The 24,393-nt window shown below is 37.2% G+C and carries 25 protein-coding genes; 11 read left to right on the top strand and 14 right to left on the bottom strand.

Annotated features, from left to right (window positions below):
* Positions 1 to 136: 136 nt before the first annotated feature.
* Together rocD and AC3WTA_RS13410 are read left to right on the top strand one after the other, a co-directional pair.
* A complete protein-coding gene (gene rocD / locus AC3WTA_RS13415) occupies positions 137 to 1,327 on the top strand; it encodes an ornithine aminotransferase (protein ID WP_000616651.1) in 1,191 nt (396 codons plus the stop codon).
* Between the two features lie 110 nt (positions 1,328 to 1,437).
* Entirely contained in the window at positions 1,438 to 1,722 is a 285-nt protein-coding gene (locus AC3WTA_RS13410; RefSeq protein WP_000926860.1) for a hypothetical protein, read from the top strand.
* A gap of 34 nt (positions 1,723 to 1,756) precedes the next feature.
* Here AC3WTA_RS13410 and AC3WTA_RS13405 read toward each other — a convergent pair whose 3' ends face one another.
* Positions 1,757 to 2,656: a fumarylacetoacetate hydrolase family protein gene (locus tag AC3WTA_RS13405; RefSeq protein WP_001241733.1), complete on the bottom strand. Its 900-nt coding sequence runs from the start codon at positions 2,654 to 2,656 to the stop codon at positions 1,757 to 1,759.
* Positions 2,657 to 2,902: 246 nt separating this feature from the next.
* Here AC3WTA_RS13405 and AC3WTA_RS13400 point away from each other — a divergent pair, with 246 nt between their 5' ends.
* The 7 genes from AC3WTA_RS13400 (at position 2,903) to gerPF (ending at position 5,164) form a co-directional block, all read left to right on the top strand.
* Positions 2,903 to 3,082 (top strand): aspartyl-phosphate phosphatase Spo0E family protein, encoded by a 180-nt coding sequence (locus AC3WTA_RS13400; protein WP_000462847.1) that lies wholly within the window; start codon positions 2,903 to 2,905, stop codon positions 3,080 to 3,082.
* 95 nt (positions 3,083 to 3,177) lie between these two features.
* Entirely contained in the window at positions 3,178 to 3,399 is a 222-nt protein-coding gene (gene gerPA, locus AC3WTA_RS13395) for a spore germination protein GerPA (protein ID WP_001111187.1), read from the top strand.
* 14 nt (positions 3,400 to 3,413) lie between these two features.
* Positions 3,414 to 3,620: a spore germination protein GerPB gene (gerPB, locus tag AC3WTA_RS13390; RefSeq protein WP_001055456.1), complete on the top strand. Its 207-nt coding sequence runs from the start codon at positions 3,414 to 3,416 to the stop codon at positions 3,618 to 3,620.
* Positions 3,621 to 3,688: 68 nt separating this feature from the next.
* Positions 3,689 to 4,303, top strand: a complete 615-nt coding sequence (gene gerPC / locus AC3WTA_RS13385) for a spore germination protein GerPC (protein WP_001070745.1) — start codon at positions 3,689 to 3,691, stop codon at positions 4,301 to 4,303.
* Between the two features lie 6 nt (positions 4,304 to 4,309).
* On the top strand, positions 4,310 to 4,504 hold the full coding sequence (gerPD, locus tag AC3WTA_RS13380) for a spore germination protein GerPD (protein ID WP_001102341.1): 195 nt from the start codon (positions 4,310 to 4,312) through the stop codon (positions 4,502 to 4,504).
* Positions 4,505 to 4,519: 15 nt separating this feature from the next.
* Positions 4,520 to 4,906, top strand: a complete 387-nt coding sequence (locus AC3WTA_RS13375; protein ID WP_000902339.1) for a spore germination protein GerPE — start codon at positions 4,520 to 4,522, stop codon at positions 4,904 to 4,906.
* A gap of 42 nt (positions 4,907 to 4,948) precedes the next feature.
* Entirely contained in the window at positions 4,949 to 5,164 is a 216-nt protein-coding gene (gene gerPF / locus AC3WTA_RS13370) for a spore germination protein GerPF (RefSeq protein ID WP_001141570.1), read from the top strand.
* 79 nt (positions 5,165 to 5,243) lie between these two features.
* Here the strand turns inward: gerPF and AC3WTA_RS13365 are convergent, their stop codons facing one another.
* The 6 genes from AC3WTA_RS13365 to AC3WTA_RS13340 form a co-directional block, all read right to left on the bottom strand.
* Complete coding sequence (locus AC3WTA_RS13365; protein WP_000447115.1) at positions 5,244 to 5,531, bottom strand: RNA polymerase alpha subunit C-terminal domain-containing protein; 288 nt, start codon at positions 5,529 to 5,531, stop codon at positions 5,244 to 5,246.
* Positions 5,532 to 5,543: 12 nt separating this feature from the next.
* Positions 5,544 to 9,269 carry a helicase-exonuclease AddAB subunit AddA gene (gene addA / locus AC3WTA_RS13360; RefSeq protein ID WP_000572284.1) on the bottom strand — a complete coding sequence of 1,242 codons (3,726 nt, stop codon included), beginning with the start codon at positions 9,267 to 9,269 and terminating at the stop codon, positions 5,544 to 5,546.
* On the bottom strand, positions 9,266 to 12,781 hold the full coding sequence (gene addB / locus AC3WTA_RS13355; protein ID WP_000058581.1) for a helicase-exonuclease AddAB subunit AddB: 3,516 nt from the start codon (positions 12,779 to 12,781) through the stop codon (positions 9,266 to 9,268). Before addB ends, addA begins: the two co-directional genes overlap by 4 nt.
* Positions 12,782 to 12,897: 116 nt before the next feature.
* Entirely contained in the window at positions 12,898 to 13,461 is a 564-nt protein-coding gene (lepB, locus tag AC3WTA_RS13350; protein WP_000751908.1) for a signal peptidase I, read from the bottom strand.
* A gap of 197 nt (positions 13,462 to 13,658) precedes the next feature.
* Complete coding sequence (locus AC3WTA_RS13345) at positions 13,659 to 14,252, bottom strand: TVP38/TMEM64 family protein (protein WP_000347517.1); 594 nt, start codon at positions 14,250 to 14,252, stop codon at positions 13,659 to 13,661.
* A 388-nt stretch (positions 14,253 to 14,640) separates the two neighbouring features.
* Positions 14,641 to 15,222: a competence protein ComK gene (locus AC3WTA_RS13340; RefSeq protein ID WP_000444424.1), complete on the bottom strand. Its 582-nt coding sequence runs from the start codon at positions 15,220 to 15,222 to the stop codon at positions 14,641 to 14,643.
* A gap of 283 nt (positions 15,223 to 15,505) precedes the next feature.
* Between AC3WTA_RS13340 and AC3WTA_RS13335 the strand changes: the two genes are divergently transcribed.
* A complete protein-coding gene (locus AC3WTA_RS13335; protein ID WP_000391440.1) occupies positions 15,506 to 15,691 on the top strand; it encodes a hypothetical protein in 186 nt (61 codons plus the stop codon).
* A gap of 252 nt (positions 15,692 to 15,943) precedes the next feature.
* Here the strand turns inward: AC3WTA_RS13335 and cspA are convergent, their stop codons facing one another.
* Entirely contained in the window at positions 15,944 to 16,147 is a 204-nt protein-coding gene (gene cspA, locus AC3WTA_RS13330; RefSeq protein ID WP_000301522.1) for an RNA chaperone/antiterminator CspA, read from the bottom strand.
* Positions 16,148 to 16,521: 374 nt separating this feature from the next.
* On the opposite strand from cspA, the gene AC3WTA_RS13325 reads away from it, so the two are divergent.
* Entirely contained in the window at positions 16,522 to 17,313 is a 792-nt protein-coding gene (locus AC3WTA_RS13325) for a phosphotransferase (RefSeq protein WP_000073807.1), read from the top strand.
* A 91-nt stretch (positions 17,314 to 17,404) separates the two neighbouring features.
* Here the strand turns inward: AC3WTA_RS13325 and aceA are convergent, their stop codons facing one another.
* From aceA to AC3WTA_RS13295, 6 genes are all read right to left on the bottom strand, one after another.
* Positions 17,405 to 18,682, bottom strand: coding sequence for an isocitrate lyase (gene aceA, locus AC3WTA_RS13320; protein ID WP_000787349.1), 1,278 nt, complete (start codon positions 18,680 to 18,682; stop codon positions 17,405 to 17,407).
* Positions 18,683 to 18,705: 23 nt separating this feature from the next.
* The gene (aceB, locus tag AC3WTA_RS13315; protein ID WP_000107301.1) at positions 18,706 to 20,295 is read right to left on the bottom strand and encodes a malate synthase A; all 1,590 of its coding nucleotides are present in this window, start codon (positions 20,293 to 20,295) and stop codon (positions 18,706 to 18,708) included.
* Positions 20,296 to 20,510: 215 nt separating this feature from the next.
* Positions 20,511 to 21,281: an S-layer homology domain-containing protein gene (locus tag AC3WTA_RS13310; protein ID WP_116480629.1), complete on the bottom strand. Its 771-nt coding sequence runs from the start codon at positions 21,279 to 21,281 to the stop codon at positions 20,511 to 20,513.
* A 138-nt stretch (positions 21,282 to 21,419) separates the two neighbouring features.
* On the bottom strand, positions 21,420 to 22,076 hold the full coding sequence (locus tag AC3WTA_RS13305; RefSeq protein WP_000727108.1) for an S-layer homology domain-containing protein: 657 nt from the start codon (positions 22,074 to 22,076) through the stop codon (positions 21,420 to 21,422).
* 359 nt (positions 22,077 to 22,435) lie between these two features.
* Positions 22,436 to 23,338 (bottom strand): DMT family transporter, encoded by a 903-nt coding sequence (locus AC3WTA_RS13300; protein WP_000482318.1) that lies wholly within the window; start codon positions 23,336 to 23,338, stop codon positions 22,436 to 22,438.
* Between the two features lie 213 nt (positions 23,339 to 23,551).
* Entirely contained in the window at positions 23,552 to 24,343 is a 792-nt protein-coding gene (locus AC3WTA_RS13295; RefSeq protein ID WP_412678134.1) for a methyl-accepting chemotaxis protein, read from the bottom strand.
* Between the last annotated feature and the right edge of the window lie 50 nt (positions 24,344 to 24,393).

The raw sequence follows: 24,393 nt of genomic DNA, 5'->3' as shown, positions 1-24,393 counted from the left end.
CCTCTTTTCACACTTTTTCACTCTATATGATAACATGTTCATTTATTTTCAGGAAATGTTTCGCTTTTTTACATTTAAATGATATAATATTTAGAGTATTTACAAACTTCTTGTAATAACAAAAGGGGGAACAATCATGATTCAAACTAAGGATATTATCGAACTTACAGACACATACGGGGCAAATAACTATCACCCACTTCCAATCGTTATTTCTAAAGCAGAAGGCGTTTGGGTAGAAGATCCTGAAGGAAACCGCTATATGGACTTATTAAGTGCATATTCTGCAGTAAACCAAGGTCATCGTCACCCAAAAATTATTAACGCTTTAATTGACCAAGCTAATCGTGTTACGTTAACTTCTCGTGCTTTCCATAGCGATCAATTAGGTCCTTGGTACGAAAAAGTTGCGAAACTAACTAATAAAGAAATGGTACTTCCAATGAATACAGGTGCAGAAGCTGTTGAAACTGCAATTAAAACAGCTCGCCGCTGGGCTTATGATGTGAAGAAAGTAGAAGCAAACCGTGCTGAAATCATCGTTTGCGAAGATAACTTCCACGGCCGTACAATGGGTGCTGTTTCTATGTCTTCAAACGAAGAGTACAAGCGTGGATTCGGTCCAATGCTTCCTGGCATTATCGTAATTCCTTACGGTGATTTAGAAGCGTTAAAAGCCGCAATTACACCAAATACAGCTGCATTCATTTTAGAGCCAATCCAAGGTGAAGCAGGAATTAACATCCCACCAGCTGGTTTCTTAAAAGAAGCTCTTGAAGTATGTAAAAAAGAAAACGTTTTATTTGTAGCAGATGAAATCCAAACAGGTTTAGGCCGTACTGGTAAAGTATTTGCTTGTGATTGGGACAATGTAACTCCTGACATGTACATACTTGGTAAAGCACTTGGCGGCGGCGTATTCCCAATCTCTTGCGTAGCAGCAAACCGCGACATTTTAGGCGTATTCGAGCCAGGTTCTCACGGTTCTACATTCGGTGGTAACCCACTTGCATGTGCTGTTTCTATCGCAGCTCTTGAAGTGTTAGAGGAAGAAAAATTAACAGAGCGTTCTCTTCAATTAGGCGAAAAATTAGTTGGGCAATTAAAAGAAATTGATAACCCAATGATTACTGATATTCGTGGTAAAGGCTTATTCATCGGTATCGAATTAAACGAGCCAGCTCGTCCTTACTGTGAACAACTAAAAGCAGCTGGTCTATTATGTAAAGAAACACACGAAAATGTAATTCGTATCGCACCACCTCTAGTAATCTCTGAAGAAGATTTAGAGTGGGCGTTCCAAAAAATTAAAGCGGTATTATCGTAATAATAGAGAGGTTGTCCTACATGTTGGGACAACCTCTTTCTTTTTATATTGATTTATACTAAAATAAAATTGTAATTTTCTGTATTTTTATTTTAGAAAGCAGGTGCGATATGTTATTACGATATGGTAAACATATTAACTATTTAGCTACATCTTTTATTTTAGTTACATTCTTTGGCTTCCTAATTTCCGTAACATTGCTTAGCCACTACTCCACTTCTACTACATTCACACTACTGAAAGCATCATTTTGGACTGCTGTTATTCTTACTATCATTGGTTTTGGACGAGAAAAAAGCGCACTTACGGTTATATTATTTGGTATTTGTACACTTGCATTCGTTGGTCTTTACACTTTTTCGGTTATCGATTACCTCTATCATCCAAGACCATAGAAAAGAGCTATCTTTTCACAAGATAGCTCTTTTTTCATTTCACTACATTTCGCAAAGTACCAATTCCTTCTACTGTAATAACCACTTCATCACCAGCATGCAAAAACTTCGGTGGTGTGAAACCTTTTCCGACACCAGCCGGCGTTCCTGTTGCGATAATATCGCCTGGCTCTAACGTCATTCCTTTACTTATCGTTGAAATGATTTCTTCTATTGAAAAAATCATTTTATTTGTATTTGAAGTTTGCCTTACTTCCCCATTTACTACCGTTTCAATGTGTAACGCATTTGGCGAACTAACCATTGATTTATGAATTAAATACGGTCCCATCGGACAAAATGTATCAAAACTTTTTCCAAGAAAAAATTGTTTATGCTTCCGTTGAATGTCGCGAGCAGTTATATCATTTATAATGGTGTAACCAAAAACATGCTCAAGCGCTTTTTCTTTTTTTATTTGTTTCCCTCGCTTACCGATGATGATAGCTAGTTCTCCTTCATAGTCTAGTTCATTCGTTGCGTGAGGATGACTATTAATTTTTTCATCCATTCCAATAACTGTCGTCGGCGCTTTCGTAAAGATCATTATATTTTCTGGAATTGACTCTACTCCGCCCATTTCTATCGCATGCTCACGATAATTTTTTCCAACGCAAAGAATATTCTTCCTTGGCCTTGGAATTGGCGCTAATATTTTCACCTCAGTTAACGGATAATACGCTGCCCCTTCATTTTCCTTCGCCCAATTTACAATATCACATATTTTTTCAAAGCATTCGGTTCCTCTTTCAATACACTCTAACATTGTAATCGGAATCGTAACCTTTTCCCCTTTTTGTCTTTGCGCTTCTCTTACATGCAATACCTTTTCTTCCTCTTCATCCACAACACCTACAAATACCTTTTCTTCTTTTTTCGCCGTTACCAAACGCAATATTTCCACTCTCCATCCTAAAACTCATACCCTTTAATTGTATTCGCATCCGTAAGAAAAAAACCTTCTCATGCACGCTAATTTTTACAATATTCTTCTCCTATCCTATTCGTCACTCCTTTATATTTGGCATAAAATGTAGAAATTTTACTTTTTTTAGCGAAGGTATTTCTTTTTTATGGGGTTTTTGTATAATATGTACTACATATATACTAAAAATTTCATTTAGAGATGGAGCCGATTTCAATGTTTGAGCAAGCGATTGAAAAAAAACGTGAAAAAATGATTTATTTTGCTGAACGCTACGGAATGACTTCTCAAAAAACAGTGGATTGCAGCCAAGAACTGGACAGGCTCTTAAATGTAATTTGGCATGTACATACGGATTTTCACCCTAATCAAACACTCAATACACACACGCAATAACGTGTGTGTTTCTTTTATAAAAAAAAAAACACATTTTATTGAAAACGCCCATACAATAGTAGAAAAGAAAATTTTAAAAACGAAAGGTGTTTTGTATGCCAGCTATGGTCGGACATATTCGTATCGTCAATATTGGATCAAGTGGTATTTTTCATATTGGAGATGTATTTGCGATTAGGCCTATTAGTTATTCACGCGCTTTCGCCGGGGCCGGCTCTTTTAATGTGGGAGATAACGTTTCTGTCTACAATTATCAAAGCGCAACGACTGTCAATGATTCAGATGTAATTGATCAAGCGATAATTGGTTCAACTTAGAGGAGGCGATTGCATTGAATCTTTATGTAAACCAAAGCATCATCATTAATAGCATTAAAATTGATAGCATTACAACCTCTTCTGTATTCCAAATTGGTACTGCAGGAAGTATTAAAGCTCTATCTAAATTCTCAAATACTGGCGGATTTACAGAGCCCCTTCGCCCATTGCAGGCGAAAGGACAAATTATTTCTATCAAACCATCAACTAGTTCTTCTTAAGACATCCTTGTCATAAATATATAGCAGGAATATTTTTACCCTCCCTACTGAAAAGGAGGTTTCACAAAATGAATCAAGATATATATACTTACTTACACCAACTTCAACAAGCTCTTCAAGCACAACAAGCAACCATCCTTCATCTAGAAGATCAAGTGCGTCTATTACAAGAAGAGCTTACCGAATTAAAAAATCGCCCCTCCTCTTCTGTAGGAAAAGTGGAATACAAATTCGATCAATTAAAAGTAGAAAATTTAAATGGCACTTTAAATATTGGTTTAAATCCGTTTTCAGCAAAAGGACAGCAAATTGAAGATTTTCAAGTGGATACAGAAACGTTAAAAGTAAATCCTGAAACAGATACAAACCCTGATTTTTACCAAGGTATCCTTCAAGAAATGCATCGTTACTTAGATGAAGAAGCATATAATCGAATTCTCCATTTTGAACAAGAAGAGAGAACGCCGCTCGATGAAATGTATCGACAAATGATGGTTGATGACATAAAAAAACAGATGGAGCATAGGCTTCCTTATTATTTATCACAAGCACAATCATACGAAGGTTCTTCAACAAATCCAGATTATTTACGCGATATCATTCTCCAAGCAATGAAACATGATATCGACAAAGCCTTTCTATCTTTTATTCAACACATACCGGGCAATTTCCGAAAGGAGTAAGTATGTATGAATGTTAACGTTGTAAATCGCGAGTTAAAAGTCGGACAGATTAAAATGAACGGTGTATCATCATCCGCACTCTTTTTAATTGGGGATGCAAATTTCCTCATACTATCTTCTATTCTTGATACACCATTTGAAACTGTTACAGAGGGTCCATTTGTACCATTAGTCACAGATGTCCCTCCTACTCCAGGTTAAGGAGACTGAGAAATTATGTTACATCATGTGTCTGTTGTCCAAAATGTTTCTATTATTTCTTTAGGGATTACTGCTGTATTTCAAGTTGGAGATGCAAATCAAATGGAGTTAAAAAGTAGGGCTCTTGCCGTCCACAGGGAAATTCCTTGTTATATAAAAGACGAAGGCCGCTTAGACGCATTTGAAATCTTTACAGATGAACACATCACAATCCCAAAACGAACGACAGATGTAAAATTAAACATTGTAAATGAATGCCCTTTTATTGAAGTAAACAATGTTGAATTGCGAACACTTTTAAATTCTGGTTGCTTTCAAATTGGAAATGTTGATTATGTTTTTAATAACTCTCGTATTATGCAAATCCGCCAATATATTACGGATGAACCTTCCGCACAATAATTCATATAGTAATTAAAAAGCTTAGTAAAGTGGGTGGATAGTATGCCTTCTGTTGTTGGAAATCTCGTCGTTCAAAACAGTAATGGTTCGTTCAATTTAGGGGATTTTTATAACGTGTCTCCGAAAGAGAATACGAAAGCTTATAATGGATCCGGAGCTTCCAATGTTGGATTTGTCGTAAACACTTTTAGCGGCGTTAGTGCAACAAATACGTTTGATTCTGATGTGGCCGATCAAGATCAGATTGGAACAGCGTAAAAAAAGTAGGAGATATTCTCCTACTTTTTTCTTTTATCTCATTCAAGATTATCAAAAAAAACACTGTTTACTGTTTCATTTATTTAAATGATAATCCGCTCTCCTCCAAAGCCTTTCTAAGCTTCGGCAAAGATGCTGGTCCCATACCATGTAGTTTTAAAATTTCTTTTTCACTATACTTTGAGAGTTCTTCTATAGTGTGAATTCCATGATGTTGCAACGCATTTCGTGCTGGTGATGAAAGAAGTGAAAGAAACCCTGTTGTTGGTTTCTTTTCTTTCTCACAAGCTGGGCAAGTTGGACAATCGCTACTTTTATAGTATTCATGTCCTTTTTCACACGTTCTTAACGTTTTTTCCGTTTCCATTTTCAAGTCCCTCTATTCCTCAACTTTTACAACATGATTGCCATCAAAGAAGTATAAGCATTTCTCTTTCACAGGATGTTGTAAGCTTTTTTCAAGTGCCTTTGCATATAACGAAAGCTGCACTTTGTATCGATCTTCTAAAATTGGTTTTGCTTGATCGAATCCACCTGGGAACTTTCCTTCAATCGTATCCGTTTTAAAATCAATTAAAGTGATACCATCTTCCTCTTCAATCATGCAGTCGATAACCCCTTGGACAAGTATCGTTTCGTCACCCTTACCTTGCCAATCTTGATACGCCTCTTCTGCTGCAAGCATCATCGTAAATGGTACTTCACGCTCAACACTTTTCGCCGCTAATACCCTCTTACCTAGGTCACTGTCAAAGAATGAAATCACTTTTTCAATTGCTACTTCTTCAGCTTGTTCGAATGTTAATAATTCCTTATTTACCATTCCGGCAATTTGCTCCCGAATCACTTCTTCTGTAATCGGCTGCTTCAAATCAACATGCTGCATAACAGCGTGAACCGCCGTACCTCTTTCAGCATACGTTAATCCTTTTTTTTCCATAAAACGAGGACGCGTTTTAATTGGTGCACGCAGTTTTTTAATAAAGGCATTATCGCTACCTTCTTCTGATTGGTAGTTTCTCTTTATTTCTGTCACAGACTGTTTCGCACGGTGAGATGTTGCTTCCTCATATCCGTACTTCCACATTAATCTGTTATGCACTTCTTCTTTTCGTTCACTTTCTAACGGAACAGCTTTTTTCTCACGAAGTGCTTCTAGTAATTCTTGTTTCTCTTCTTGAACCGGTTCTGGTGCAAGTAACGTTTTGCCGTCAACAACTTCTACTTTCCAGCTCGTGTCATATCCATAAATTTCACCCGGAATGCTTCCTTGCCCTAATTCAAGAAGCATTTCACTATCACGATGTCTATATAATGAAGGTGCAATCCAATCTAAATAACAGGACGCTCCGGCACGTATATGGTCTGGTAATAACCATTCACTATGCTCCCTTGCATCGAGCCATTTTTCCATTTCTTTATTGGCATCTTTAACCGTTCCAATTAAAATTAACTTCTCTTTCGCACGCGTTAACGCTACGTATAACACGCGCATTTCTTCCGCGATTAATTCCATTTTCATTTTACGCTTAATTGCTAGTTGCGATAATGTCGTATATTTAATTCGTTTACGAGGATCGATAAATTGTGAACCGAAACCGAAGTCTTTATGCAGTAAGAAACGTTTCATTAAATCTTGTGTATTAAAACGACGACCTAGTCCCGCTACAAATACGACTGGGAACTCAAGTCCTTTACTTTTATGAATCGTCATAATACGAACGACATCTTCTTGTTCACCTAAAGCTCTCGCCGTTCCCATATCATCACCGCGTTCTAAAATACGCTCAATAAAGCGTAAGAAGCGGAATAATCCTCTAAACGATGTTGCTTCATATTGTCTTGCACGGTCATAAAGTACACGCAGGTTTGCTTGCCTTTGCTTTCCGGCTGGTAAACCGCCGACAAAATCGTAATAACCTGTCTCACCGTACACTTTCCAAATTAAATCAGAAAGTGACTGTTGACGCGCGAATTCACGCCATCCTTGCAGTAAGTTATAAAACCACTGTAATTTATCATGTAATTCTTTTTCTTCTTCAAGCGGTGCCCCTTTTAAGAATGAGCTCATTACTTCATAAAACGAACCTTTCTTTCCGTGAGCACGAAGCGTCGCAAGTTCTTCATCATTTAGTCCAACGATTGGTGAACGAAGTACGGCGGCAAGCGGAATATCTTGCATCGGATTATCGATCACGCGGAATACGTTCATCATAATATTTACTTCTGTCGCTTCAAAGTAACCAGTCGCAAGATCAGCGTATACTGGAATTCCTTGCAGCTTTAACTCTTCCATAATTTGCGGCGCCCACGGCATAGAGCGAAGTAAAATAACGAAGTCACGGTATTGTACAGGGCGCATACTATCCGTTTTACGATCATACACTTCATAACCTGAATCAACCATCGCTTTAATACGCTGCGCCATAAGACGAGCTTCAAGTTGTGCTTTTTCTACTTCCGCACCTTCTTCTCCGTCTTGCACTTCTTCTTCTGTTTGCTGAATACATAGTAGTTCAGCCGCTACATCTTCACCTTCTGGATAGCTAGCACCTAACTTTAATTCAGCGTCAGCATCGTAGTCGATTTCTCCGACTTCTTCGCCCATAATTTGTTTGAAAATAAAGTTCGTACCTGCTAACACTTCATGACGACTACGGAAGTTTTTCGCTAAATCGATCTTCATTCCGCCGCCTAATCCTTCTTGCGTAAAGCGTTTATACTTTCCTAAGAATAGTCCTGGTTCTGCTAGTCGGAAACGATAAATCGACTGCTTCACGTCACCTACCATGAACAAGTTTCCTTCACTCTCAGAATCTTTCGTTACGAATTTAATAATGGATTCCTGCACAAAGTTCGTATCTTGATATTCATCGACTAGTACTTCAGCAAATTTATTACGATATTGAAGCGCTACTGCTGACGGCTTCATTTCACCGTTTTCACTTTGTTCACTTAAAATTTGTAAACAGAAATGCTCTAAATCTGTGAAATCGACCATTCCTTTATCTCGCTTCATCGCTTGGAAACGCTCTGTAAATACTTTTACAAGCTGTACGAGTTTTTCTAATACAGGATGCATATCTTGAAAATCTCGTAAGAAACTTTCAGGTCTGCGGCTAAATAACTCTTCTTGTAATTTCTTCACTTCATCTTTCGCTTTATTACGAAGAGAGTCTACTTGTTTTACAACATCCTCGTTGTAATCACTTTTCTTAATACGCTTTAACGTTTGCCACGATACATTTTGCATCGCTTCATACACACTTGTCCACGACTCACAAGCAGCTGATGACAACGTTCCAAGTAAAACTGCATCTGCTTGCAGGGTTTCAACGCGGGGCGCCGGACCGTCAGGAAACATTGCGAGTTCAGTCGCTTTACGAATATGTGCCTCTGCTGTTTCAAGCTGGAATTTCACATCTTCTAATAAGTAAGAAGCATACACTAAATCTTCAATTGTCTTTCCTTCCACGTCGTATGCTTCTACTAATTTATCGAGCCATTTTTCCGGATTTGGATGCGCTCTTGATTCTGTATGAAGCGCTAAAATCATACGCTGTAAGTCATCATCACTACGGTCACTCGTATAACGATCAACGAGTTCAAAGAAAATACTATTATCTTCAATTCCGTACTCTTCTTCTAATATGTCATCTAATACTTCTTCTTTTAACAGTTCATTTTCCGTTTGATTCGCAATGCGGAAACGAGGATCCACATCAAGCATGTAATAGTATCCTCTAATTACTTGTAAACAAAAGGAATGGATCGTCGAAATAGAAGCTTTATTTAATAAGCTAAGCTGCTTTCTTACGTGCTGCGATCCTGGCTCATCAATTAATACTTTTTCTAGTGCTTCCCCAATTCTGTTTTTCATCTCTTGCGCCGCTGCATTCGTAAATGTTACAACGAGCAGGCGGTCGACATCGACTGGGTTTTCTTCATTTATAATCTTTTTAATAATACGTTCAACTAATACTGCTGTTTTCCCTGATCCAGCTGCTGCTGCGACTAATATATCACGTCCGTTCGCTACAACCGCTTTCCACTGGTCATCCGTCCACTGACTACCTTCTGGTTTTTTAGGCCAATTTTCAATCATTCTCCGCCAACCTCCTCTCTAATTTTCTCCATCGCTTCGCTATCTTTCATATCTTTTAGCGTACGGAACTGGTTATCTTCAAGTGATTCATCGAACTGACAAACAGATTTGAAGTTACAGAACGTACACGCCGCTTTATTCCCCTTCTTATAAGGAGCAATATCAATAACGCCTTCTGTAATGTCTTTTCCGATATTTTCAAACGTATGGTGTACGTATTTTTGCAGTACGTTAAACTCTTGTTCACTTGCAATGCTTGAACGCGCACTAAAGCTACCGTCTTTTTTCAAACCAGCAGAAATAATATCAGAACTTCCTGTTGAAAGTTTGTTATCCATTAAACGCACAACATCAGCGTCTCCTAGTACGAGACCTTTCATTTTAAATTTCTTTAAAATCTCTTTCTCAATTTCTGCTTCAGATGCGTCACCTTTCATCTCAACGATCGGGTTATGAATATGGAAGTACAGTACACCAGCCGGTGATGCCGTGCCGCCTTTTTTCATCCACGTATGTGCATTTGAAGTAACAACATCTAAATACGTTAACATTTGAAGTGCTAATCCGTAATACACTTCCGTTAAATCTAACGCTTTTGAGCTTGATTTATAGTCAATAATACGTAGGAACGTTCCGTTTTCATCTTCCGCCTTATCAACACGGTCAATACGACCAACTACTTCCATCTTTACACCATTTGGTAATGAGAATTCCATCGGCGGAAGCGATCCTGTACCGCCCATACCGAATGGCACTTCTAAATCAACTGGTACGAAACCGCTTGACTTCGCATGTTCACGAAGAATGATTGATGTACGGAAAATGATTTGTTGTAGTTTTTGTTTTAAATAGAAATGACGATTTGAACTTAATAAAATTTGTCTTTGTAATAACGGTGCAATCTCTTCTATTACTACAGCCGAAAGATGCTCACACTCTTTTATTGATAAATCCGCCCAAGTACGGTTTTCACGTAATAGCCTGTCCGCAATTCTCTTCAGCGCTGCATGGAATAGTTCCCCGATATCTGGCGCATCCAGTTTGAAAATATCACGCTCTCTTAAGGATAAACCGTGCTGCGCGAAATGAGCATATGCGCAACGGTTAAATAGTTCCATACGAGATACGCTTCCTTTTATTTTATCTCCGTATAAATCTCTACTTACAACTGTACTTAGCTTTTGCGCACGATTTCGGTAGAATAAACTTGATAATACGCGGCTACTTTTTTGTTTCCATTCATCTGAAGTTACGTAGAAGTTATATACATCCCACCAAAAATCTAAATTCCCTTCAAATCCATATCGCTTCCACGTTTGAAGTTGCTGCATAACATATGACAACGTTACTTCTGGCGTTGCTACATATGAAATTTGTTCCGAACGTGATAAATCATTTACGTCATTTGTAATAAATGTATCTTTCACATCAGGGAACATTCTTTTTACTTTCTTAATAAAGCTAGACGCAAGTAACGTCTTCCCTTCTTCATCTGCAAGCGGGCATGAAATATATAATTTCTCAGTTGCTCTCGTTACCATTTGATACATAACGAACTGTTCTTCTAATAAGGTTTGTCTCGTCGTTGGTGCTAATTCGATACCTGCAACGCTAAGAACATCTCTTTCTTCATCAGAAAGCATCCCTTCATCCATCGGTGCTGCTGGAATAACTCCTTCATTCACGCCAATGACAAATGTTGCTTTCACATTTGATAATCTTGAACGATCAATATTAGCAATTAACACTTGGTCTAATGACGGCGGAATGTTTGCAAATTGAAGCGCCTCAAGACCTGTCGACATAACATCTGTGAACATAGAAAGTGACATTTTCTCTTCGCCAAGCATCTCAACGAATGTATCAAGAAGACTCATTACTTCTTCCCATACTTGCTCATGATCTGTCGCAAATAAGAAATCTCCGCTCTCTTCTGCACGAATACGTAATGCTTCTAGTTTTTTTGGAACGTCTAGCTCTTCTAAAAATAAATAAACAGCTTCGCACATTTGCATAACTGTTCCCGCTCGCTTCAGTCTTTTTTGCATACGAATAACAGGCGTTCTTACAACGTCGCGCAGTCGATTTATTCTCTCTTCCATTTCACGTTCACTGTCTGTAATCATCTCGTCCGTATCGTCAAGAGAACGATAGCGGCGATACATCCACGGATCCTCAGAAGTCCATCTCTTCCCTTGTACACCGTACGCTAAACAGTAGTTTTCAAACTCATCCATCTCTTCGCGCATCGTTTCTTTTCTTACGTCTAGTGGATATAAAAGCTCTGTTTTCACGCAGCGGAACACTGCATCATAACGCCAATTTCCGCTAATAATCTCGAGTGCAGAACGAATGCATTCTACTAGCGGATGATGTGACATCGGGCGTTTTTCATCGATGAAGTGCGGGATATTATAATCTGTAAATAGCGTTCGCATCACATCGTAATAACTTTCTCCGTTACGAAGAAGGACTGCAATATCTCGGTAACGATAGTCTTCATCCGCCACAAGTCTACGAATTTCACGCGCAACACCTTCTACTTCAGCTCGTAAATTCGCTGCTGTACTAATCGTTACACTTGCTTCTCCGTGAAACTTTTCATTTGGACGTGCTTCGTAATGAGTTTCTAAATGCGCTAATGCTTGCGAATGAAAGCGCGGTTGTTCCATAAGTGGAATTGTTTTTTCAATTTCTATCTTCTCTTCACGCGCCACTTGCTTTATTTTTTCATACGTTAACGTCGTTTCATAAAATAAATCTAGTTCATTTACTGGCTGCGCTAACGTTTTTTCATCTATCGTTAACGTGATCGTAACTCTCGCGCCGCAAATCATAAGCTGTCTTAAAATTTCTAGTTCTTGCGGTGAGAACGAATGAAATCCATCTATATAAATTTCAGCCCCATTTACATATTCAGACTGTGGAAGCTTTTCGACTAACAATTGTAGGTAGTCTTCTGAATCCAAATATTTTCCGATTAAAGCACGTTCAAAATCATCATATAATAGTTGTAAATCATACACTTTATTCGCTAATAGCTTTTGTTCTGCACTGCTACTATGTGCGTCTAATTGTTGCCACATTTCATATACGTTAGATGGCGTCACATTGTAACGTTTAAACTCCGCAATCATACTACCAAGATGTTCAAAGAAACCGTTTTGCTCCGCTGCTTTTTGGAACACCGATAATCCCTCTTTACGAGACTCAACAATTTTACGAAGCAACATATGTACGCCCGCTTCATCAATGTGAAGACGACTCGCTCCGCCGACTTCTTGCAGCACCTTCCACGCTAATCGTGAAAAACTAAAAACTTGTGCCCGAATAGAACCTCTTACATCCTCACTCCCGATTAACGCCTGCTGCGTTTGGAATGTCATCTGTTCTGGCACAAGATATAATATTGTCTTCCCTCTTGGGCGTTGCTTTAACTCTTCCTGCACTTCGTGTAAACAAAGTGTACTTTTTCCACTTCCCGCTCTACCAATCACAAATCGAAGTGACATGTAACCCCACCTTTCACTTACATAACGAACGTTAGTTTGCTACTATAATTGTATTATAGTACACGAAAAAAGACAAACAGAGTAGTTTGTCTTTTTCTATACTTCTACCTATTATATCAACCTTTTGAAAAATTCGTTTGCACCTCTTGAATTGGCCAATATCGTAAATCAACTTTACCGACAACTGTATCAGCTTTTACAAATCCAAAGTGTCTACTATCCCAGCTCCCGAGGCGATTATCACCTACTACAAAAATATATCCAGGCGGCACCGAATTTTCTTTCGTTAACTCTTCTAGTTTAAAATCACCCGTTAGTTGTCGTCCATTTATCTCTTTCTTATATGTCTCTAAATAAGGTTCATCCACGAATTGTCCATTTATATACAGTTTATCATGCTTATATTCAATTTGATCCCCAGGTAGACCGATAATTCGTTTTACGTAGTCCTCTTTTTTATTCGCATGAAACACAACAACATCAAACCTGTTCAAGTCCCCTACTTGATAACTCACCTTATTTACAACGAGCATATTGCCATCTTGCAATGTCGGCATCATTGACTTCCCCTCTACAACGTACGTTGAAAAGAAAAACGTTCGAAAAAATACAGCTAATAATACACCAATTAAAATTGTTCGTATCCACTCTATGCCTTCTTTTTTCAAAGTTTTCTTCATCAGCTTCTCCCCTTATCCTTTAATAATGAAGCCTGCATTTATAAAGTGAAACTGAATCGGCGGGAGTTTTGTTCATCCCCACTCCTTATCAGCCACACCAATCTAGCATTTACGAGCAACAAGGCTCTCACCTATCCAACCGAATTTTGAGGTGGGAGTTTTACTGCCCTCAAATAGCTGAATAAAGAAGACTATTCTTAATGTAGTTCTAACTTTACTTCGATTTTCTTACCGACATACCATAAAATAAAAATACCAATTGCTACAATGACTGATTTCACCGGATTATGAATAAATGACATTAAATCATGACCGATATACGTTAAAATAAAAATCATCACAAGCTTTCCGAACGCGAGCGCAAGTCCAAACTGCTTTACACTAATGCGAGATAAACCAGCGACAACATTTATAAGCGCAGACGGTGTAAACGGAAAACAAAATATGACGAAAATTGGCGCAAAGCCTTTCCTTTCAATCCACCCCATTGCCTTTCGTACTCTCTCATGCTTATTTACAAAAGAAAAGAAACGACTTCGACCAAAATGGCGGATAATGAAAAAGACAAGTAAGGCGCCCATTACTGATCCAAGCCAAGAATAAAGAAAACCGAGCCAAAATCCAAATGCAACAGCATTCGCCAGTACAAATACGATGAGTGGCAATGCCGGAATCAGCGCTTCTATCATCGGTAAACCAATACCAAGAAGTGGTCCGAACGCTTTATAGCTTTCAACAATATGATCCATATTTTCTGGTGAAAAATACTCTTTGATTGTCTGAAAATCCATTCTACACTTTACCCCTTTACTCTAAGTACTACCTCTACTGTATCATTGCTTATATGAAAGAGGAAATGGTAGATACGACATATGGAGATGTAATTATTAAGTTTCCATACCTTCCATGAGAATTCCTTCATTATTACGCTATGATAATCTATCAATATTCGACAAGACGTTTTGCGATTTTGGAAATGATCCTTTTGTTTTAGTGGTAAATTCCTTGTTAACTGAAACTATATCGGCGATTTTCTGAATATATCGATTGTAACTCGCATTTTATCAGCGATTTTTCAAATATATCAACCACAACTCGATTTTTATCAGCGATTTTTCGAATATATCGACTTACCGACAAAAGCTGACAAATAAAAAAGATGGGGGTTCCCCCATCCTCTCACATTTCGCCTTCCTTAACAAAATACACTTTCTCATATGCTGGTTTTAATCTAGATTCCTCATTTTTATCAATTAATTTGAAGGAAGGATTTCCTTGTTTTTTTCTACGATCTTCATATTCAGTACGCAATTTCGCTGTACGATTTTGTTGATTTTCAAAACTACTTTTTGATATTTCTAATTTCACAGCAAAGCCATTTATAAATCTAACAATGACATTTCCATCTTTTAACTCTTTATTACTTTCAATATAAAAATGAGACAACCAAGCGCACTCTTTTCTAGAGTAAGAATAAGTAGGGAAAAAATAAAGTTGATCTGTTGGACTAATCGCAATCGGTGCTTTATGTGTAATATGAGTTAACTCTTTCGTTCCTTCTTTTCTGCCTAAGAAACTAGAGCCATGCTTGCGGCAACTTCTTTCTATAATATCTAGGGGCTTTTGAAATACGAAAAAAGAATCTTCCATCTCAACAACTCGTGTAACAATTTTCTTCTCACTTAGAATAACAGGAAGTAAGGCCATTGTATTTTTATTTACCACATAGTTTTCGACATAGCGTTCTACTTTACTTTCCATATTCTACTGTCTCCTTTTTTCCATTTATATTAGCAGCTGCATATATAATTTTAGCATCTATGAAAAGGAAATGGCTTACAGATTCCGCTTTTTTACAATACTTTATCATTTATCAAACATCTTTTAAATTTTAAAATAACAATATGGTGTTCTTGTAATAAAAACCTCTACAAAATGTATTTATACTACCGATAAATATTTACAACTACTTCCTCATTTCGCATCATTACAACAATTAACTTTGCTATAATTAAAAGGAAAATCCAATATATGGAGGTCTACTATGGAAGAAAAAGAAATGCAACCAACGATTCAAATGAAAAATAGCAGCATTGTGATCGTGAAAAACTCATCCAGCATTATATTCGGCTTATTTTTCATTCTACTATTCTTTGCAAAGCCTTTTCGTAAATCGAAATGCTCTGAATGTAAGAAACGCGAAAAGAAAAAGATTGGAAAAGAAGAGTAAAAGGCCTTCCATTTGGGAAAGCCTTTTACTCTTCTTCATCCTCAAAAAAACGACTATTTTTTCTTATTCATCTAAAACGAGCGAATGAGATTTCTTCAATCGTATTGTGTAGATCTTCTTTATTCCCGCTACGGACATCAAGTATGACTTCATTTGTATACTTTTCCCTCAAATATAATCATTATGCTCGTATATTACAACAAAAAAAGGGATGGCAGCAGCCATCCCTTTTTTCCATAATAAACTATAAAATTATAGTTTGATTACGTTTTTAGCTTGAGGTCCACGGTTACCTTCTTCGATTTCGAAGCTAACTTTTTGACCTTCTTCTAAAGATTTGAAACCTTCAGTTTCGATTGCAGAGAAATGTACGAATACATCGTTTTCGCCTGGAACTTCGATGAAACCGAAGCCTTTTTCGTTGTTAAACCATTTTACTTGTCCTGTTACTGCCATAATTATTTCCTCCTAAAGAAAACACAATTTATTTTAGTCTTCCTGTATAAAAAAAGAATCCACACATTATCAAACACGAAACATAAACTAGTTCTCACATACTTTTTCTCGTTCGTTTTTCGGCACTTGATAATATATGGATTGCTTAATTTAACTATTCAACTGACTTCATCATAGCATACTTAAAATAAAATGTACAATCTTTTTTGAAAATAACTGACAAATTAAATTGATTATACATTCGTAAATAATTGATTTTAGTATGTGCGGATTTCACTATGAAGTGAACACAAACATCATTTGAATACGATTACATCCCTTGTTCTGAAGTGTTACAATATAATCGTACAGTCGTTATATTGGAGGGGGATTCTATGTCAAACTACGCCAACGAAGAAAAACTTACAGGGGGAAATGTATCAACTGTATATCGTTCTGAAAATACTGTTCGGCGAGAATTAAAGCCAGGCAGTGCAAAAATTCATACATTATTACAACACTTAGAAAACAAAGGGTTTCATCATGCTCCAAAGTTTTTAGGTGTAGATGAAAAAGATAGAGAGATTTTATCCTTTATTGAAGGAGAAGCTGGGAATTATCCGTTAAAAGAATATATGCGGTCTAATGCTGTTTTAAAAGAAATAGCAAAGATGCTCCGCCTTTATCATGATGCGGTAAGTGACTTTCCCTTATCAGATGAATGGCAACCGATGGATCTTACTCCAAATAACATTGAGGTTATTTGCCATAACGATTTTGCCATATATAACATTATTTTTCATGACGAGAAACCAGTAGGTATTATTGATTTCGATGTTGCTGCTCCTGGTCCAAGAATTTGGGATATCGCTTATACGCTTTACACTTGTGTACCTTTAAGTAGAGTGTATTATACAGAATCGGGTGAGGCAGTTCATTATGAATCGGAACAACATGCTAGCCGTATGAAAGAAAGAGTGAAATTGTTTGTCCAGTCCTACGGTAAAAGTATGGACGAAGATTACTTAGGAATAGTGTTACTACGATTAGAAGCATTATGTACATATATGAAAAGAAAAGCACAAGAAGGCGACTTGAATTTCCAAAGAATGATTGATGAAGGACATTTAGAGCATTATGAGAAAGATATGAAGTTTATTCGCGATCATAGAGCTGAGTGGATTTGATAATATCGTCTTTTTTGTCGGTAAGTCGATATATGTGAAAAATCGTTCCGAAAATAACAAGGGGCACCCTTCAAAAAGGGGCCCCTTCCTTTTATTTCGTAAACTGTGCTTCTTCTGTAGATCCTTTTAGCGCTGTCGTTGATGAAGTACCGCCTGTAATAACTTGCGCTACTTCATCAAAGTAGCCTGTTCCTACTTCGCGTTGGTGACGAGTTGCAGAGTAGCCGTGTTTTTCTGCTGCGAATTCTGCTTGTTGTAGTTCAGAGTACGCAGCCATGCCGCGCTCTTTATAGCCGCGTGCTAATTCAAACATGCCGTAGTTTAACGAGTGGAATCCAGCTAGTGTTACGAACTGGAACTTATAACCGTAAGATGCGATTTCTTTTTGGAAGCTTGCAATTGTTTTCTCATCTAGTTTTTGTTTCCAATTAAATGAAGGTGAACAGTTGTATGCAAGCAATTTCCCTGGATGTTCTTTATGAATTGCGTCCGCAAATCGTTTTGCATCTTCTAAATTTGGTTCAGATGTTTCACACCAAACAAGATCTGCATAAGGAGCGTATGCTAAACCACGTGCAATCGCTTGATCGAGACCTGCTTTCGTACGGTAAAATCCTTCCGGTGTTCTTTCACCTGTAATAAATGCTTTATCAACCGGATCAATATCGCTCGTAATTAAATCTGCTGCATCCGCATCTGTTCTTGCAACAATAATTGTCGGCACTCCCATTACGTCTGCTGCAAGGCGTGCCGAGATTAAATTACGTACCGCTGTTTGCGTCGGTAGTAATACTTTTCCGCCTAAATGGCCGCATTTTTTCTCTGAAGATAATTGATCTTCAAAGTGCACACCTGATGCACCTGCTTCAATCATTCCTTTCATCAGTTCAAATACGTTTAATTGTCCGCCAAATCCTGCTTCTGCATCTGCTACAATCGGCACGAAATAATCTGTATCATCGCTTCCTTCCATATGCTGAATTTGATCCGCACGTTGCAGCGTTTGATTAATTCGTTTTACTACAGCAGGTACACTGTTCGCTGGATATAAACTTTGGTCTGGATACATATGTCCAGACAGGTTCGCATCCGCAGCGACTTGCCATCCACTTAAATAAATTGCTTTTAGCCCAGCTTTCACTTGTTGCATCGCTTGGTTTCCTGTTAATGCGCCAAGTGCGTTAATGTAATCTTCCGTATGAAGCGATGACCAAAGCTTTTCAGCACCGCGGCGCGCTAATGTATGTTCAATATCAATTGACCCGCGCAGGCGAATTACATCTTCTGCTGCATACGGACGTGTAATCCCTTTCCAACGTGTATCCAGTTCCCAGCTCTCTTGTAATTTCTCGATTCTTTCGTTTTTCATTTGTTCCATCCCCTTTTCATTTTTTATAAAATTTCATAACCCGGTAATGTTAAAAATGGTACGAATTCATCATTCCGAACGAGATTTGTAAACAACGTTGTCGCCTCTTGGAATCTCTCTTTCTTAAAGGCTTCTTTACCAATCTCTCTTTCTATTTTTGCTAGTTCTTCTTCTTTTAGCTCTTCCATCAATTCAAGCGTAATATTACGACCGTCATTTAGCTTTCCACCTTCATGACGAATCCATTGCCATACTTGTGCTCTAGAAATTTCCGCTGTTGCCGCATCTTCCATTAAGTTATAAATTGGTGCCGCTCCCCGTCCGCTTAACCAAGATGCGATATATTGAATGCCTACGCTAATATTTAGGCGCAGCCCCTCTTCTGTAATCGTTCCCACTGGTACTTCTAATAAATCCTTTTCTGTAACATGTATTTCTTCACGTTTTCTAAAAATTTGATTCGGTGTTTTCATAATGTGATTAAATACTTCCATCGCGACTGGTACAAGCCCCGGGTGGGCAACCCAAGTCCCGTCATGACCATCTAAAGCTTCACGCTCCTTATCTGCACGCACTTTTTCAAAAGCTGCTTCATTCGCTTCTGGATTGTTTTTAATCGGAATTTGCGCTGCCATTCCTCCAATAGCTGGTGCATTACGGCGGTGACACGTTTGAATGACTTTCAAAGAATACGCGCGCATAAACGGCGCCGTCATCGTGACTTGCGCTCTATCTGGAAGTAAAAATTTATTATGATTACGGAAACTCTTTAGAAAGCTGAAAATATAATCCCATCTTCCGCAATTTAACCCAGCAGAATGATCTTTAAGCTCATACAAAATTTCATCCATTTCAAACGAAGCGTGAATCGTTTCCAGTAACACCGTCGCTTTAATCGTTCCGTTTGGAATACCGATATATTTTTGAGCAAATACGAAAACATCATTCCATAACCTTGCTTCTAAATGGCTTTCCATTTTCGGTAAGTAAAAGTATGGACCGCTTCCTTTTGCTAAAAGAGCTTTCGCATTATGGAAAAAATAAAGTCCGAAATCTACTAAGCTACCAGACATATTCTTCCCATCAACTTGCATATGTTTTTCTTCTAAATGCCATCCTCTTGGACGCACAATTAATACTGCTGTTTTACTATTTAAACGATATTCTTTTCCATTTTCATTTTTATGTGAAATCGTTCCCTGCACTGCATCTCGTAAATTTATTTGACCTTCAATCGCATTTTCCCAAGTTGGTGAATTCGAATCTTCGAAATCTGCCATAAAAAGATGCGCTCCTGAATTTAAAGCGTTAATAACCATCTTTCTATCTACTGGTCCTGTAATCTCTACGCGGCGATCCTCTAAATCTTTTGGCAATTGAGCAATTGTCCAATCCGCTTCACGTATGCGCTTTGTTTCTTCTAAAAACTTCGGAAACTCTCCTGCATCAATTCTCTTTTGTTTCTCCGCACGCTTTTGTAAAAGTTCTATGCGGCGCTTATTAAAATTTTCATGTAGTTCCTTTAAAAAACTAAGCGCCTCAGGTGTCAATATTTCGTTGTACGCCGGTAACATTTCTCCGGGCAATGTAACCCGTGAAGTTTGCGTCGACATATTAGCATCCCCTTCTTAAACTGTTTTATAACAGATTTGATTTTATGTTTTATATTATATAACAAATCTTCAGAAAAGGAAGTTTTTTTTGAAAATTCATTTCATTTTTTTCAAAATACCTTTCTTTCGCGCTTTATTCCATACAAAAAAGGCCACTGTTATACAACAATGACCTTTTTGTATTATTTCCCAAAACCCGATTTACTAATTAAAGCTTATTGCTGTCCTTGTTCCATGTCATGCAAAATTGCTTTGTATAAAAACTGTGCGTATTGTTCTCTTTTTACTTTCATGGATGGGCCGAATTTATTATCTCCGATTCCCGCCGTAATACCATTTGTTTGAATTGCACTAATTGCATTTGTTGCCCATGAATTTGCTGAAACATCATTAAACGTATGAGATCCCTTCGCCTGTAAATCAAAAGCATTCGTAAGAACTTGCGCCATTTCCGCACGAGTTAACGTTGCTTTCGGTCTAAAGTTTCCATGCTCGTCTCCCATAAAAATTTCTAGTTCCGTTAAAGCTAATATCTCTTCAATAAAGTTTGTTGAGTTTTCATCGATATCCCCATATGGGTTTTCATATTCATCTTGTTCTTCTATATCAAATACACGATAAATTAAAGCTGCAACTTGCTCACGTGTTACGTCATCTCCAAAACCGAAAATTCCATCCCCATATCCAAAAATAATTTCGTTTGCCGCTAAATTATGAATTGCCTCTTCTGACCAATGTCCTTTTGGTACATCTTTAAATACAATTGGATTTGTATTTTGTAACGGTGCACTTTCTGCTTTTACATTGTTACTCTCTGCTGAGAACAACACCCCACCCATAATTGTTAATGCCGTAGCTGTTTTTAATAATTTTTTGCTCATCAAATTATCTCCCCAATATGTATATGTTTTTTTAAAAATATACATAACAAATGGTATAGTGACAATAGATTTTCCGACACATTTCGTGACGTTTTTGTGAATCATATTACACATCATGTCCTTTTTACAGGGTTGATTATAAAGCCCATGTATAACAATAAAAATACATAAAAACGAATAATAATTCTTCTGTAAACAAACAAAAAAGCACAAATAGTTCTATTTGTGCTTTCCTATTTCACGCTATTTCCAATCCTCTTTCAAATGATAATTAATAATCGCATTGTTTATAAATTGAGCATATTGTTCTCTCGGTACAGGGCGATTTAAGTCATACATACCTTTTCCAGTTCCTGTCACAACTTGATTAGATTGCAGTGCACTAATTGCCGCTTCTGCCCAATGTCCTTTTGGTACATCTTTAAATGTGTGCTTTTGTTTTGCTTCGAAAGCATATGCCTTTTGAAGCGCTACTGCCATTTCAGCTCGAGTAATTGGTGCTTTCGGTCTAAAGTTTCCGTTTGCATCACCTTTAAAAACACCACGTTTTGTTAGCGCCAAAATTTCCTTTTGGAAATCAGTTGAACTGCCAGAAATATCTTTGTATGGATTCGCTATTGCCCCTTCGTCTTTCATTTCAAGTGTTTTGTAAATAACTCCAGCCACTTGTTCACGTGTTGTAAGGTCTCCAACACCATACTTTCCATTTCCGTATCCAACTATTATTTTATTATAAGCTAAGTCTAAAATAGCATCATATGCCCAAAATCCATATGGAACATCATCAAATACAATCATTTCCGGATATTCTTCCGCTTTTACAGGGGCCACATTCGTTCCTGCAAATATACCGCCTACCATTGTCGCAATCATCATTACACCCAATATTTTTTTCTTCATTGTCCTCTCTCCCTATTTCTATTTTATGTTAAATAGAAAAATAATAGATAATACGAAGTTATCCATACTACATATGAAGTATCTTCAAATAAAATGAACTTCATTATTTCAGGAGTATTAATTTGTTGGTGAATGTAAGATAAAATGCAAATCTTCTAGAAGAACCATTTCGACTACCTTTCTGCTTTATACCTCCTTCTTTCTTATTTCAAAAAGGAAGCTGTCACATCTAAGGTGCTATATATTAAAAATTCTACAATCTCTTTGTGAACTCCTTTACATTTTTAAATTTCACTTTATTGACACAAAAAGACGCAAATAGTATATATTTGCGTCTTTTCAATATCGTTTGATCCGAATTATAAAGTAGCACTTTCCTTCATCGATAATTCATTTTCTGTTCCCTTGCGAAAAGTAAATGCCATTCCTACAAATATAAGAACAATCCCTACTACTTGCATACTAGTCGGTCTAAAGCCGGTAAAGACTGTATCTAATAATATTGCAACCGCAGGATCTAAAAACACTAATACCGAAATTAATCTCGTCGATAAACCTCTTAAACTGTCAAAAAATAAGTAATATACAAATCCCGTATGTATAAGTCCTGTTGCTGTGATCATCATCCAGTTCATCTCTGTTAACCCTTGAAACTTTCCAAAGTCTACGAATGGTAGTAATAAAAATATACCTAAAAATGTTTGTAAAAATGTCATCGCATATGCACTCGTATGCTGAATTCCTTTTCCTAATAAAGTGGTAAAAGCATAAAATAAGGCTGCAAGAAGTGCCCATACCATTCCAGATGACATTAATTTCTCTAACGACATACTACCGTCTACTCCAGCGACTAAAACTGTACCGATAAAACAAATGACAATGGACATAACCGCAAATACTGTAAGTCTCTCTTTAAATACAATACTACCAATCATTAATACGATAATTGGTGCAAGATGGTAAACTGAAATCGCAATTGTAATTGACATAACTTCAAACGCTTTAAATAAAAATACCCAGTTAAAAACGAGAAATACACCGCATGCTAATATTTGCATTACTTCTTTTTTATTCCATTTCTCACTTTTATACTGTCCTGTTACGAGCCAACATAATGCTAAAAATATAGTCGCACAAATGCAACGAACGAATACTAATTCAAAAGACGGTAAACCTGTTTGAGTAGAAAAAAATCCAATTGATCCGAAAATAGACATCGAAAGGATCATTTTTATAGCTGGCATTGATTTTTTATTAAACACCCTTTCTCTCCTCCTATAACCTACCTTTTACAAACGAAAAATCTCCAAAACATTACGTATTATTATATATTAGAATTGGAAAATTGTAAAAAATTAGAATATACAAAATAGCATCCTCACAAAATTCCCATAAAAAAGATCATCCTTTTTTACATAGGATGATCTTTTTATTCATTGAGAAGAATTTTTCTATATTAAAACTTAAATATACTACTACTTTTGAAGAGTAAATTGGGCAACTATTTGTTTTAATCTCCCTGCTGCATTATGCATATGTTCAATTGAAACCGAGATCTCTTGAACAGATTTTTCTTGCTGTTGAATAGACTCTTTTACCCTATCAGTTCGGTCAGATGATCTTTGGGATATTTGAGCCATGTCTTCTGCAGAAGCCGAAATCTCTTCACTACTCGCTGCAATTTCATCTGTAGACATAGATACCGTTTGAATTTGCTCAGATACTTGCTGTACTTTTTCTGTAATTTTTCCAAATACTTTTTCTGTATGCATTACTACTTGTGTACCTGCCTGTACCTCATTATCTACTTTCCCCATCATATGTACCGTATGGTTCGTTGTTCCCATAACTTGAGTAATAAGCTTCTCAATTTGTTTTGCAGAATCACTAGATTGTTCTGCTAATTTTCTTACTTCGTCTGCCACAATTGCAAATCCTCTACCACTTTCCCCAGCACGTGCAGCCTCAATTGCGGCGTTTAATGCTAATAAGTTAATTTGAGAGGTAATACCTTGCATAACATCAATGATTTTAACAATTTCTTCTGATTGTTCTTTCATAGTCTCTACTTGTTTCACACCGTTATGTACTGAATTTTGGATTGTATCCATCTGTTGAATCATTTGTTTCATTAATTTGTTACCACTCTCTGCATCTAATGCTGATTGAGCAGACAATTCATTTACAGAGGATGATGTATTCACTATACTCTGCATTCCTTGTGTCAACTCTTCCATCGCACCCGCAGTTTGCTCCATTGCTTGCATTTGACTCTCTGCGCCATTTGCAACTTCTTCAATATCTATAGTGATTTTCT

The sequence above is a fragment of the Bacillus sp. EB106-07-01-XG149 genome, assembly GCF_058791555.1.
This window is presented reverse-complemented; position numbering and strand designations above follow the sequence as displayed.

Coding starts and splice junctions, on each gene's coding strand:
- rocD (WP_000616651.1), top strand. CDS start 137: ATGATTCAAACTAAGGATATTATCGAACTTACAGACACATACGGGGCA.
- AC3WTA_RS13410 (WP_000926860.1), top strand. CDS start 1,438: ATGTTATTACGATATGGTAAACATATTAACTATTTAGCTACATCTTTT.
- AC3WTA_RS13400 (WP_000462847.1), top strand. CDS start 2,903: ATGTTTGAGCAAGCGATTGAAAAAAAACGTGAAAAAATGATTTATTTT.
- gerPA (WP_001111187.1), top strand. CDS start 3,178: ATGCCAGCTATGGTCGGACATATTCGTATCGTCAATATTGGATCAAGT.
- gerPC (WP_001070745.1), top strand. CDS start 3,689: ATGAATCAAGATATATATACTTACTTACACCAACTTCAACAAGCTCTT.
- gerPD (WP_001102341.1), top strand. CDS start 4,310: ATGAATGTTAACGTTGTAAATCGCGAGTTAAAAGTCGGACAGATTAAA.
- AC3WTA_RS13375 (WP_000902339.1), top strand. CDS start 4,520: ATGTTACATCATGTGTCTGTTGTCCAAAATGTTTCTATTATTTCTTTA.
- gerPF (WP_001141570.1), top strand. CDS start 4,949: ATGCCTTCTGTTGTTGGAAATCTCGTCGTTCAAAACAGTAATGGTTCG.
- AC3WTA_RS13365 (WP_000447115.1), bottom strand. CDS start 5,531: ATGGAAACGGAAAAAACGTTAAGAACGTGTGAAAAAGGACATGAATAC.
- addA (WP_000572284.1), bottom strand. CDS start 9,269: ATGATTGAAAATTGGCCTAAAAAACCAGAAGGTAGTCAGTGGACGGAT.
- addB (WP_000058581.1), bottom strand. CDS start 12,781: ATGTCACTTCGATTTGTGATTGGTAGAGCGGGAAGTGGAAAAAGTACA.
- lepB (WP_000751908.1), bottom strand. CDS start 13,461: ATGAAGAAAACTTTGAAAAAAGAAGGCATAGAGTGGATACGAACAATT.
- AC3WTA_RS13345 (WP_000347517.1), bottom strand. CDS start 14,252: ATGGATTTTCAGACAATCAAAGAGTATTTTTCACCAGAAAATATGGAT.
- AC3WTA_RS13340 (WP_000444424.1), bottom strand. CDS start 15,222: ATGGAAAGTAAAGTAGAACGCTATGTCGAAAACTATGTGGTAAATAAA.
- AC3WTA_RS13335 (WP_000391440.1), top strand. CDS start 15,506: ATGGAAGAAAAAGAAATGCAACCAACGATTCAAATGAAAAATAGCAGC.
- cspA (WP_000301522.1), bottom strand. CDS start 16,147: ATGGCAGTAACAGGACAAGTAAAATGGTTTAACAACGAAAAAGGCTTC.
- AC3WTA_RS13325 (WP_000073807.1), top strand. CDS start 16,522: ATGTCAAACTACGCCAACGAAGAAAAACTTACAGGGGGAAATGTATCA.
- aceA (WP_000787349.1), bottom strand. CDS start 18,682: ATGAAAAACGAAAGAATCGAGAAATTACAAGAGAGCTGGGAACTGGAT.
- aceB (WP_000107301.1), bottom strand. CDS start 20,295: ATGTCGACGCAAACTTCACGGGTTACATTGCCCGGAGAAATGTTACCG.
- AC3WTA_RS13310 (WP_116480629.1), bottom strand. CDS start 21,281: ATGATTCACAAAAACGTCACGAAATGTGTCGGAAAATCTATTGTCACT.
- AC3WTA_RS13305 (WP_000727108.1), bottom strand. CDS start 22,076: ATGAAGAAAAAAATATTGGGTGTAATGATGATTGCGACAATGGTAGGC.
- AC3WTA_RS13295 (WP_412678134.1), bottom strand. CDS start 24,343: ATGCAAGCAATGGAGCAAACTGCGGGTGCGATGGAAGAGTTGACACAA.